Annotated in this window: 11 protein-coding genes; 1 reads left to right on the plus strand and 10 read right to left on the minus strand. The window is 67.6% G+C overall.

The genetic code is table 11. The features are described from left to right. Positions 1-59: 59 nt before the first annotated feature. The 8 genes from CF70_RS27395 to CF70_RS27430 all read right to left on the minus strand — a co-directional run bounded on the left by CF70_RS27395 (position 60) and on the right by CF70_RS27430 (position 8,230). Positions 60-908, minus strand: coding sequence for a PA4780 family RIO1-like protein kinase (locus tag CF70_RS27395; protein WP_035872477.1), 849 nt, complete (start codon positions 906-908; stop codon positions 60-62). Between the two features lie 82 nt (positions 909-990). Continuing rightward, complete coding sequence (gene dbpA / locus CF70_RS27400; RefSeq protein ID WP_035872480.1) at positions 991-2,412, minus strand: ATP-dependent RNA helicase DbpA; 1,422 nt, start codon at positions 2,410-2,412, stop codon at positions 991-993. 46 nt (positions 2,413-2,458) lie between these two features. Beyond that, the gene (locus tag CF70_RS27405; RefSeq protein WP_051649105.1) at positions 2,459-3,349 is read right to left on the minus strand and encodes a DUF72 domain-containing protein; all 891 of its coding nucleotides are present in this window, start codon (positions 3,347-3,349) and stop codon (positions 2,459-2,461) included. Positions 3,350-3,414: 65 nt separating this feature from the next. Further along, positions 3,415-4,575, minus strand: coding sequence for a hypothetical protein (locus tag CF70_RS27410; protein ID WP_035872482.1), 1,161 nt, complete (start codon positions 4,573-4,575; stop codon positions 3,415-3,417). A 70-nt stretch (positions 4,576-4,645) separates the two neighbouring features. Continuing rightward, positions 4,646-4,915, minus strand: coding sequence for a MoaD/ThiS family protein (locus CF70_RS27415; RefSeq protein WP_035872484.1), 270 nt, complete (start codon positions 4,913-4,915; stop codon positions 4,646-4,648). Between the two features lie 150 nt (positions 4,916-5,065). Further along, the gene (locus tag CF70_RS27420) at positions 5,066-6,385 is read right to left on the minus strand and encodes an MFS transporter (RefSeq protein ID WP_035872486.1); all 1,320 of its coding nucleotides are present in this window, start codon (positions 6,383-6,385) and stop codon (positions 5,066-5,068) included. Between the two features lie 92 nt (positions 6,386-6,477). Next, on the minus strand, positions 6,478-7,410 hold the full coding sequence (locus CF70_RS27425; protein ID WP_035872489.1) for a 3-keto-5-aminohexanoate cleavage protein: 933 nt from the start codon (positions 7,408-7,410) through the stop codon (positions 6,478-6,480). Positions 7,411-7,447: 37 nt separating this feature from the next. Then, positions 7,448-8,230, minus strand: a complete 783-nt coding sequence (locus CF70_RS27430) for an SDR family oxidoreductase (RefSeq protein WP_035872492.1) — start codon at positions 8,228-8,230, stop codon at positions 7,448-7,450. Between the two features lie 104 nt (positions 8,231-8,334). On the opposite strand from CF70_RS27430, the gene CF70_RS27435 reads away from it, so the two are divergent. Next, positions 8,335-9,117, plus strand: a complete 783-nt coding sequence (locus CF70_RS27435) for a GntR family transcriptional regulator (RefSeq protein ID WP_200876819.1) — start codon at positions 8,335-8,337, stop codon at positions 9,115-9,117. Positions 9,118-9,241: 124 nt separating this feature from the next. Here CF70_RS27435 and CF70_RS27440 read toward each other — a convergent pair whose 3' ends face one another. Together CF70_RS27440 and CF70_RS27445 are read right to left on the minus strand one after the other, a co-directional pair. After that, on the minus strand, positions 9,242-10,723 hold the full coding sequence (locus tag CF70_RS27440; RefSeq protein WP_035872494.1) for a M81 family metallopeptidase: 1,482 nt from the start codon (positions 10,721-10,723) through the stop codon (positions 9,242-9,244). A gap of 8 nt (positions 10,724-10,731) precedes the next feature. Then, positions 10,732-11,991 carry a Zn-dependent hydrolase gene (locus CF70_RS27445; protein ID WP_035872496.1) on the minus strand — a complete coding sequence of 420 codons (1,260 nt, stop codon included), beginning with the start codon at positions 11,989-11,991 and terminating at the stop codon, positions 10,732-10,734. Positions 11,992-12,048: the final 57 nt, after the last annotated feature.

The raw sequence follows: 12,048 nt of genomic DNA on the forward strand, positions 1-12,048 counted from the left end.
TGGGCCGGGGAGGCGCGGCGGGCGGACACCGGGCTCGCCACGCCACGATCAAACCCCGGTCACTCCGCGCTCTGCAGGTACCGCTGGCGCGCCTCTTCTTCCAGGCGCACGTCTTCCACTTCCTGCAGCACGGCTTCCACATCCACCGGCCGGTCATCCACCTCGACCCGCCCCGTCAGCTTCACGCCCGGATGCAGCAGGCCGGCCTGGTAAAGCGCCCAGATCTCCTTGCCGTACTGCGTGTCGTTGAGTTCCGGCGCGAACTGGCCGAAGTAGAACGCGAGGTTGTCCACATCGCGCTCCAGCATCACGCTGGCATCGTTGTTGCCGGCGGCGTCCACCGCTTGCGGCAGGTCGATGATGACCGGGCCCTCGGCATCCACCAGGATATTGAATTCGGAGAGGTCGCCGTGCACCACGCCGGCGCACAGCATCAGGATCACCTGCCCGATCAGCGCCGCGTGAAACTCCAGCGCCAGCTCCGGGCTCAGCGCCACATCGTTCAGGCGCGGCGCGGCATTGCCATCGGCATCCACCACCAGCTCCATCAGCAGCACGCCCTCGAAGCACAGATGCGGCCTGGGCACCCGCACGCCCGCGGCGGCGAGGCGGTACAAGGCATCCACCTCGGCGTTGTGCCAGGCTTCCTCGGCCACCTTGCGCCCGTAGCGCGTGCCTTTTTCCATGGCGCGCGCCTGCCGGCTGCCCTTGACCTTGCGCCCTTCCTGGTAAGTCGCGGCCTGCCGGAAGCTGCGCTGCGCGGCATCCTTGTAGACCTTGGCGCAACGGATCTCGCCGCCGCAGCGCACGACGTAGACCGTGGCTTCCTTGCCGCTCATCAGCTGGCGCACCACTTCGTCGACCAGGCCGTCCTCGACCAGCGGCTGCAGCCGCTTCGGCGTTTTCATCGGGATGCGCGGCAATGGCTTTGCGCCATGCCTGTGCACATCCCGCATCCGCACATCGGGTACCGCAGCGTCGCCGCCACCGTTATTCCGTCAGCATGCGCACTTTCACGCGCTTGCCCTTTACCGTCCCGTCATTGAGCTTGCGCATCGCCTCGCGGCCGATCGAACGCTCGACCGCCACGTAGGTGGACATGTCCATCACGTTGATCTTGCCGATCTGGTGCTTGGCGTAGCCCGCGTCGCCGGTGAGCGCGCCGAGGATATCGCCGGGGCGCATCTTCTCCTTGCGCCCGCCGAGGATCTGCAGCGTGACCATGGGCGGCAGCAGGCGCTCGTTGCTGGCCGGGGCCAGTTCGGACAGCGGCTGCCATTCCATCTCGGAGCCCATGGCCTGTTCGATATTGCCCACGCGGCCCATCTCGTTCATGCTGGCCAGCGAGAGCGCCCAGCCGTCCTCGTCCGCGCGGCCGGTGCGGCCGATGCGGTGGACATAGACCTCGGGGTCCGGCGTGACGTCGACGTTGATCACCGCTTCGAGCTGGGCGATGTCGAGGCCGCGCGCGGCCACGTCTGTGGCAACCAGCACGGAGCAGCTGCGGTTGGCAAACTGCACCAGCACCTGGTCGCGCTCGCGCTGTTCCAGCTCGCCGTGCAGGGCCAGGGCTTCGAAGCCTTGCGCGCGCAGCAGGTCGACCAGGTCGCGGCAACGCGCCTTGGTGTTGCAGAAGGCCAGCGTGCTGACCGGGCGGAAATGGTTGAGCAACAAGCTGACGGCGTTGAGGCGGTCGCTGTCTTCCACCTCATAGAAGCGCTGGCGGATCTTGCTGTCGTCGTGCTGCTCCTCCAGCTTGATCTCGCGCGGCTTGCGCAGGAACTGCTGGCTGAGCCTGGCGATGCCTTCGGGATAGGTTGCCGAGAACAGCAGCGTCTGGCGCTCCTTGGGGCAGTGGCTTGCCACGTAGGCGATGTCGTCGAAGAAGCCCATGTCGAGCATGCGGTCGGCTTCGTCCAGCACCAGGGTGTTGAGCGCATCCAGGTGCAGCGTACCGCGCTCCAGGTGATCCATGATGCGTCCGGGCGTGCCCACGGCGATATGTGCGCCATGCGCCAGGCTGTCGGCCTGGGGGCGCATCGGCGAGCCGCCGCACAGCGTCAGGATCTTGACGTTCTCTTCCGCGCGCGCCAGGCGGCGGATTTCCTGCGTGACCTGCTCGGCCAGCTCCCGCGTGGGGCACAGCACCAGCGCCTGCACGTCGAAACGGCGCGTGTCCAGCCGGTTCAGCAGCGCCAGCGCGAAGGCGGCGGTCTTGCCGCTGCCGGTCTTGGCCTGCGCGATCAGGTCCTGGCCGGCCAGCGCGACCGGCAGGCTGGCGGCCTGGATCGGGGTCATGGTCTGGTAGCCGAGCTGCTCCAGCGTCGCCAGCGTGGCGGGCGAAAGGGGCAGTGTGGAGAAAGAGGCGCCGGCAGCGGCGGGCGCTGCGGATTGGGTAGGACTTGAGTTCATGCCGGATTATAACGGGCTGGTGCCCCTCCATCGTCTGCATCGTCTGTCATCCACCCCTGGCACCGGCCTCCCATGGTGGCGCCTGCCACCCCAGCCGCCCCAGCAGCGCCTGCGCCGCCGCGGGCGCGCGCTCCTTGGCGCCGTTGATGAAGAAAACGAACACCTCACGCCTGCGCTTCGCCGCCGCCTTGCCGTCCACCCGCGGCAGGTCTTCCGGGATGCCGCCAGATGCCCAGGCCTGCACCCGCTCGCCCCACGCATCGAGCGCCTTGGGCGCATAGCCGCTCTTCAGCTTCTCGCTGCTGCGCATCAGCCGCGCATAGACAAAATCCGCGGTGAGATCGGCGAAGGACGGAAACTTGTCCGAATCGGTGAAGACGGTGGCGGCCTTGTACTTGCGCGCGAGCTTGAGATAGTCCGGCGTCATGAAGCTCTCGTGCCGCACATCGAGCACATGGCGCAGCTCGCGGCCCTCGACCGAGGCAGGCAGCAGCGCAAGGAAGGCTTCGAAGTCTTCGGGGTCGAACTGTTTGGTGGGAGCAAATTGCCAGACCACAGGACCGAGCTTGCCGCCCAGCTCGGCAATGCCGCTGTCGACGAAGCGCTCGATGGACTCGGCGGATTCCGCCAGCACCCGGCGGTTGGTGGCGAAGCGTGATGCCTTGAGCGCGAACACGAAGCCGTCGGGCGTCTCGTCGCGCCATTTGGCGAAGGCGCTGCGCTTCTGGGTGCCGTGGTAGGTGCTGTTGATTTCGATGGCGGTGAGCTGGCGGCTGGCGTATTCGAGTTCCCGGCTTTGCGCCAGCCTGGCCGGATAGAAGTTGTCGCGCCACGGGGCGAAGTTCCAGCCGCCGATGCCGATGCGGGCGATGGCGCCGCCGGCGGCTTCGGGCGTCCTGGCGGCCTTTCCGGTTGTCTTCGCGCTTGCTTCAGCCATGCGTTCGCATCCTTTGTCTGGCAGCCGGTCCAACAGTCGAAAGCGTCGGCGCGCGCTGGAAAGACTCAGGAGAAGCGCACGCAGTAAATCGGCGGCAGATGCGCCGAGAACAGCTTCCAGCGTTCCCCGCCACTCTCCGAGATCCACAAGCCGCCGGTGGTGGAGCCCATGGCGAGGCGGTCGCCGCTATGGTCCACCGCCAGGCCGTGCCGGTAGACCAGGTCGTAGGCCGGCACGTCGGGCAGTCCGTCGGAGAATACATCGAAGCTGACCCCGCCGTCGCGCGTGCGCGTGACAACCAGCCTGCCGTCCACCGGCACGCGGCATTCGTCCTTCACCGCCGGCACGAACCACGCGGTATTGGGCCGGCGCGGATGCGCCGCCACGGCAAAGCCGAAGCTCGACGGCCGCGCATGCAAACGTTGCCAGTGCATGCCGCCATCGCCGGAGCGGAAGATGCCGCCATGATGCTGCACCCACATGGCATTCGGATGACCGGCGCATTGCACCAGGCGGTGCGGGTCCTGGATATTGCCGTCCTCGCGCCGCTCCGGCGGCATGTAGTCGGCCACCATGCCGCTGGCGGTGCAGTTCCAGCTCTTGCCGCCGTCCCGGGTCTGCCAGACACCGCCGCACGATACGGCAACCGTGACGTGGCGGCTGTCGCGCGGATCCACGCAGATGGAATGGATCCCCGGCGTATCGTAGCCACCGCCGAACCACTCACTACGTTCGGGGCGGTCCCAGAGCGGACGGTTCAGTGCCCAGGTCGCACCACCGTCGCCGGAGCGGAACAACCCGCCCGGCAGGGTGCCCACCCACAGCACGCCGGGTTCATCGGTGCCGCCAGCTTCCATCGACCAGATCTGCTGCAAGGACCATGGCACCGGGGCGGGCGGGCTGGCCTCCGCCCTATCTCCCGTTCGCGCAGCGGCGGGTACGCCGTCGGGCGCGGATTCGCGGCGAGGATCCGGCTCCGGCTGGGGCGGATACACCGGCACCGAGCACACGCCCCACTCCGTGCCGTGCGCCCTGCGCCGCCACAGCTTGACGCCAAAGTGCCCGAGGTTGAGTGCCGCGTACAAGTTGCCGTCACGCGGATCGGCCAGCACCATGCTGACCGGCTCGCCCAGGAAATGCACCGAGTCCTGCCGCCAGTCGCCGGCGCTGTCGCGCCGCAAGATGAGCAAGCCCTTGCGCGTGCCAACCAGAAGCTGATCGCCCATGCTGGACTCCTGTTGTCAGCGGCCTGTTGCCAGCCTGTTGTCAGCCTGTTGCCAACGGCAGCTTGCGCCGTCAACCGCCGGACAGCGCCTGCACCACAAAGATCTGGCTGCTCTCGCCCACGCGGTCGCTCAGGCGGCGGCGGTCGCGAATGGCGGAGCCATCGACAAACACGGCCAGGTGCCGGCGCAACTGCCCCTGGTCGTCCAGGATATAGCCGCGAAGTTCAGGTTGCTCACTGAAAGCCCGTTCCAGCGCGGCACACACGGTAGCCGCGCAGACCTCGCGTTCGGGGCTGGGGACATGGCGCTGGATGGCGGCGGCAAAGACAAGACGTGGCATGGTTGCGGGCTAGCGAGGGGACCGCCGGCGGAGTATGCGAACGTCTTGCAGTGTAGGAAATCCTGCGGGGAGTGCGCGTGCGATCGCACTCCCCATCCGGAACGGATGCACTATCGGTCACGCCGCGGGCATCCCGCAGTGCAACACGCCTCAGGCGGCCTTCCCTTCCTGGCCCTGGCGCAGCCGGGTGCTGGCAATCGCAGCCAGCACCAGCATCCCGGCGATGATCAGCAGGCCGTTCTTCGTGCTGCCCGTGGTCTGCTCGATCACCCCCATCACGGACGGGCCGATAAAGCCGCCGACCAGCCCGCAGGTGTTGACCAGCGCCAGGCCGCCAGCCAGCGCCACGCCGGCAAGACGGGACGACGGAAAGAGGAAGATGACCGACTGCACCACGAAGAACATCGATGCCGTCAGGCTGAAGCCCACCATGGCCACCACCGGCCCGGCATACGCCGCGAGCAGCAGGCCGGCGGACATGACGGCAAGCCCGGCGATCAGCATGCGGCGGCAGCGCCGCGGATTGCTGGCGAAGCGCGGCAGCGCCGCCGCGCCGATGGCCGCCGCGATCCACGGCACGGAATTGAGCAGGCCGATTTGCAGCGGCGACAGCTTGCCATAGGTGCCGATGATGCCCGGCAGGAAGAAGATCACGGTGTAGATGCTGATCTGGTGGCAGAAGTACACGAAGATCGCGAGCCAGATCTGGCGATCGGCCAGGCAGCCCCGGAACGAATGCCCGACGTGCCCGGCGGCCGCTTCCTCGGCTTGCTCCGCCGCCAGGCGGCGTTCCACCTCGCGGGATTCTTCGGGCGACAGCCAGGTCGCGGTGGCAGGGCCGTCCGGCAGCTTCTTCCACACGACAAATGCGAACGCCACCGCCGGCAGGCCTTCCAGCACGAACATCCACTGCCAGCCGCGCCAGCCCAGCACGCCGTCCATTTGCAGCAGCGCGCCGCCGAGCGGTCCGCTCAGGATATTGGCGATGCATACGCCCAGCAGGAAGTACCCGGTCGCGCGTGCCCTCTCCTTGCGGCCGAACCAGTAGGTCAGGTAAAGCATCACGCCGGGGAACAGGCCCGCTTCCGCCGCGCCGAGCAACAGGCGCATCACGTAGAACGAGGTCTCGCCGCTGACAAAGGCCATGCCTGTGGACAGCAATCCCCAGGTGATCATGATGCGCGTGATCCAGAAGCGCGCCCCCACCTTGTGCATGATCAGGTTGCTGGGCACTTCCAGCAGCGCGTAGCTGAGAAAGAACAAGCCCGCGCCCAGGCCGTAGGCCGCCGCGGAGATGCCCAGGTCGACCGCGATGTGGCTCTTCGCCAGCGCGATATTGGTGCGGTCGAGAAAGCTGATCACATAAGCCAGCACCAGCAGCGGCATCAGCTTCCTGAACAGCAGCGCGTTCAGCGAGCGCTGAGCGGCAAGCGGCGCTTCTCGCGCGGGTTGCACATAGGTGGTAGTCATGAATCGTGTCTCCTGTCGGCGGTATAGGTCTTGTTTCCGGGGGCGGCGGCAACGGCAGCGTGGCGCGGCGCCGCGCAAGGCGGCGCCGGCAGTCAGAACGCCACGTTGTCCCCGCCCTTCAGGCCGAGGATCTCGCGCGCCTCGTCGGGCGTCGCGACATCGATGTTCAACGCCTCCAGCACGCTGCGGATGCGCAGCACCTGCTCGGCGCTCGAAGCCGCCAGCCGGCCCGGGCCGATCCACAGCGAATCCTCCAGGCCGACCCGCACGTTGGCGCCCATCGCCGCGCCGATGGTGGCCAGCGGAATCTGGTTGCGCCCGGCGCCGAGGATGGACCAGCGGTACTGGTCGCCGAACAACCGGTTCGCGGTCCGGTGCATATGCATCAGGTCTTCCGGATCGCCGCCGATGCCGCCCAGGATACCGAACACTGACTGTACGAACACGGGCGCCTTGACCAGCCCGCGATCCAGGAAATGCTTCAGGTTGTTCAGGTGGCTGATGTCATAGCATTCGAACTCGAAGCGCGTGCCGTTGGCGTTGCCGATCTTCAGGATGTTCTCGATATCGCTGAAGGTGTTCTTGAAAATCAGGTTGCGGCTGTTCTCCAGATGCTCGCGCTCCCATTCGTGCGTGAACGCCTTGAAACGCTCCAGCATCGGAAACAGGCCGAAATTCATCGAGCCCATGTTAAGCGACGCCAGTTCCGGCTTGAAGGTGGTGGCCGGGAGCATGCGCTCCTCCACGGTCATGTGGGGGCTGCCGCCGGTGGTGATGTTGATCACGGCATTGGTGGCGGACTTGATCTTCGACAGGAACGGCCGGAACAGCTCCGGATCCTGCGACGGCCGCCCGTCCTTCGGATCGCGCGCGTGCAGGTGCAGGATGGCCGCGCCTGCCTTGGCCGCGTCGATGGCGGCAGCGGCGATTTCGTCGGCGGTCACCGGCAGGTACGGCGACATGCTGGGCGTGTGGATCGCGCCGGTAGGGGCGCAGGTGATGATGGCTTTGGATCGGGCTGCCATGGCGGCCTCCGTATGAAATCGGTTGGTAAGGATGCGCTCAGCTAAGGGCTTGCGTCAGGCCATCGACCACCAGTTCCTGGCCAGTGACGTTGGCGGCAAGGTCGCTGGACGCGAACAGCACCATGTTGGCGATGTCGCGCGCCGTCACCATGCGCCCCAGCGCGGCTTGCGAGGTGTAGGCGCGCGTGACTTCCTCCAGCGGCTTGCCCAGCGCTTCGGCCTTTGCCGCGATGACCGCGCGAATGCGCGGGCCATCGACCGCGCCCGGCAGGATGGCATTCACGCGGATGCCGTCCGCGCCGAGTTCCAGCGCCAGCGATTTGGTGAAGCCGATCACCGCCCACTTGGACGCCGAGTAGACCGAGCGCCCGGGCATGCCGAGGTGGCCGGCGGCCGACGACAGGTTGACGATGGCGGCGTTATTTCCCCGGCGAAGGCGCGGCACCGCCAGGCGGGTGCACAAGAACTGGCCGGTGATATTGACCGCGAGCGTGCGCTCCCAGTCCGCCAGCGCCAGGGTCTCCACGCCGCCGGTGGGGCCCGCCACGCCGGCGTTGTTCACGAGTACGTCCAGGCCGCCGAGGGTGCGGTCGACGGTCTCGAACAACGCCGCCACGTCGGCCTCGGCCGACACGTCGGCCCGGCAGCCATGCACCGCCGGCAACTCGGCCGCCAGCCGCTCAAGGCTGGCGCCCTGGACATCGCACACGAGCACGCTGGCGCCCGCCTGCGCGAAGGCGCGGGTGATTTCCAGGCCGATACCGTCGGCGCCCGCGGTCACCAGGACCCGCTTGCCCGCCAGAGAGTTGTCATTCCACATATTCGTCAGCTCCGTCCATGAGGCGATATTGCTCCATTGGCGCCATGTTATATCTGTGATCACAGATCGCAAATCGGGAATACCCTATGTGCTATGATTTCCGCATGTCCCTACCCGAACTTGTGACCCCTTTGAAGCGCCAGACGCTGAGTGCCGACGTCTATGCGCAATTGAGAGAGCTGTTGATCAGCGGCCACATGATGCCCGGCGAACAGATCTCGCTTCGCAGCACCGCCGCCGCGCTGGGCGTGAGCGTGATGCCGGTGCGCGAGGCGGTCCACCGGCTGGTGGCGGAGCAGGCACTGGAACTGACGCCGAACCGCGCGCTGCGCGTGCCGGTCATGAGCGTGAGCCAGTTCCGGGAGATCACCAGCATCCGGGTCAACCTGGAAGGGCTGGCGACGGAGCAGGCGGCCGAGCACCTGAGCGATGCCGCGATCGTGCAGATCACTGCCCTGCACGACCGCTTCTCGGAAGAGATGGCACGGTCCAGGCCGGACAGCTCGCGGCTGATCGCCGTCAACAAGGAATTGCACTTCGCCGTCTACAAGGGCGCCGGCATGCCGATCCTGCTGCAGATGATCGAAGCGCTGTGGCTGCGCATCGGCCCGATCCTGAATCACGACCTGCGCTCCGGCTCGCGCCGCGTGGGCGAGCAGGTGGCCGTCAATCATCACGCGCGGCTTGTCGCTGCGCTCAAGCGCAGGGATGGCGTGTCGGCACGGGCCGCACTGCAAGGGGATATTGAAAGCGCGGCGGAATACATCGTCTCCGCGGGCGTGTTGCTGGCGGCGGATGCGTTCGAGGAGCCGGTTCCCGATGCGGGCAAGCCTGCCTTGAAAACCGCGCGCCGCACGCGCAGCGCCAGCGGCCGGCAAACGGCCTAGACATGTCCGCGCTGACATCCGCGCTGACGCGGGTCGTCAAACACATGGTGTCGCCCGACGTAGAGGCTACTCGCCGCCTTTACCGCGTGCTTCTCCGCGCGCAACCTCCAGCCTGCAATCGCGGCTACGCCTTCCAGGCGACATCCGCATCCAGCGGATACACCGGCCGTGCCAGCCGCTGAAACGGGAACTGCGCGTAGCGCGAACTCGTCACGCCGCCGCCATCGCATTCGACCACCGCCTTCGCGATCGGCACGAATACCGGGCGGCAGTACATGCGCGATTTCAGCAGCAGGAAGCGCTGCGCCAGCGGGTCCACGCCGATGTGGGTGAAGATGCCGAGGTCCCAGTGTTCCTGCGGTGTCTCCGTCACCACCACCTGCGCCGCGCCGGTATCGAGCAGCACGGTGCGGCCCATGCGGATGCGCAGGCCAGGGTAGGTAGGACCGCTGATCACGTATTCCCCGTCGCTGATGGCGGCGACGCGCCCGCTCAGGGTCAGCGGCGTGGGATAGACGCCGAGCTGGCTAAGCGGCACCTTGTTGCCCACCGGCAGCGTTACGCTGGCGCCCACGCCGGCATCGATCAGCGCGGCCACCGCCCGCGGGTCGCACACCGGCCCCACCGCGATGCCGGACAGGCCCTGGCGCAACGCTTCGCGCAGCACCGCCATATCGTCGCAGGTGCCGCCGGACATACAGTTGTCGCCATGGTCCAGCAACAGCACCGGCCCCTTGCCGTGGGCAGCCGCCAGTTGCGCGGCACGCGCAATGGAGTCCGCCAGCGGCTCGCTTTCATAAACGAAGCCGGCGCGCTCGTTCCATATCTGCGCCGCGAGCTTGTCCGCCGCGGCTTGTGCCGCCGCCGCATCGCCATCGGCCACCACCAGCACGCTGATGCAAGGCGCCGCGATATCCGCCAGCCCGAAACCGGCCAGCACCGATACCGCCAGCATGCCACCGGCCTCGGCCTGCCGGGCCGCCGCCACCGCGCGTTGCATCGCGCCCTCGCCGGTGTTGCTGCGCAGCGTGTGCGTCACCATCGGCAAACGCCGCCATGCGAGCGCGGGCCGCATCTGTTGCTGCAGCATGCGCAGCAACAGGCGGCCGGCGTGCTCGCCGGTTTCGTACATGTCGACGTGCGGATAGGTCTTGAAGCTGACGGCGATATCCGCGTGCGTCATCATCGCTTGCGTGACGTTGCCGTGCAGGTCCAGCGCGATCGCGATCGGCACATCGGGCAGCACCTGGCGCAACCGCGCGAGCAACTCGCCCTCGCCGTCGTCACTGTTCTCCGCGACCATGGCGCCGTGCAGGTCGAGCATCACCGCATCGCAGCCGGGCGCCGCGCTCACGATGGCGTCGCACAGGGCGGTATAGGCATCGGCCGCGACGCGCCCGCTGGGGTTGGCGCCGGCCGCGACCGGCACCACGAGTTCGGCGCCCGCCGCTTCGGCCAGGTCGATGAAGGCGCCGATGGCCGTGCGCGTGCCCTTGCTGGCCCTGTAAGCGTCTTCCCCGTAGCGGGGATCGAAGGACGGCAGCGGCGTCGGCACCGGCGAAAAGGTATTGGTCTCGTGGTTCAGGCGTGCGATCAGGATCTTCATGACGGGCGTCAGGACAGGTTGGCGGATTCGAGCATCACTTGCAGCAGGACATTGCAGCCCGCCTCCAGGTGCTCGGGCCTGGCGTCTTCGATCTCGTTATGACTGATGCCGTCCTTGCATGGCACGAAGATCATGGCGGCCGGCGCCACGCGCGCGAGATAGACCGCGTCGTGCCCGGCGCCGCTGATGACATCCATCTCCGGCAGCGCCAGCCGCCGCGCGGCGGCGCGCACGGACGCCACCATGCGCGCGTCGAACGGCTGCGGCGGGAAGTACACCACCTGTTCGATACCGATGCTTAGCCCGGTACGCGCGGCCAGTTGCGCGGCGGCTTCGCGCAAGGCACGGTCCATCTCCGACAGCGTGGCGTCCGTGTCGGAACGCAGGTCCACCGTCATGGCGACGCGGCCGGGAATGACGTTGCGGGAGTTCGGGTGCACTTCCATGCAGCCTACCGTGGCGCGTCCGTGAGGCTGCCGCTCCATGGCGATGCGATTGACGATGCCGACCAGCTCCGCGCTCACCAGCATGGCGTCGCGGCGCATGGCCATCGGCGTGGGACCGGCATGCGCCTCCATGCCGGTGACGACCACGTCGTACCAGCGCTGGCCCAGCGCGCCCGTGACGACGCCGATCGGCACATCGCTGGCCTCCAGCACCGGACCCTGTTCGATATGCGCCTCGAAATACGCGGCCACCGGGCGTCCGCCAACCGCCTCGCCGCCGGCATAGCCGATCGCGGCCAATGCCTGCCGCACGGAAACGCCATCGCGGTCGCGCTGGCCCAGCACGCCGTCCAGCGCGAACTCGCCAACGAAGGCGCCGGAGCCCATCATGACCGGCACGAAGCGCGAGCCTTCCTCATTGGTCCACACGGCGACTTCCAGCGGGTGCGCGGTCTGCACGCCGGCATCGTTGAGCGTGCGCAGCACTTCCAGCCCCGCCAGCACGCCGTAGTTGCCATCGAACCTGCCGCCGGTGGGCTGGGTATCGATGTGGCTGCCGGTCATCACCGGCGGCAGCCCGTTGTTCCTGCCCGCCCTGCGCGCGAACAGGTTGCCCACCGCATCCACCCGCACTTCGCAGCCGGCGGCCCGGGCCTCCGCCACGAAGAAATCCCGGCCGAGGCGATCCTGCTCGGTCAGTGCCAGCCGGCATACGCCGCCTTTCGGCGTCGCGCCGATCCCGGCGAGCCGCATCAGTGAATCCCACAGGCGCGCGCCGTCGACGCGGAGGCTTGCCAGGGCAGGTTGGTGCTGCGTCAACATAGTGCTTCCTCTCGCTTTCGCTGATTGTGCTCGTGCTCGTGCTCGTGCTCGTGCTCG

This window comes from Cupriavidus sp. SK-3, assembly GCF_000611145.1.
GTDB lineage: Bacteria > Pseudomonadota > Gammaproteobacteria > Burkholderiales > Burkholderiaceae > Cupriavidus.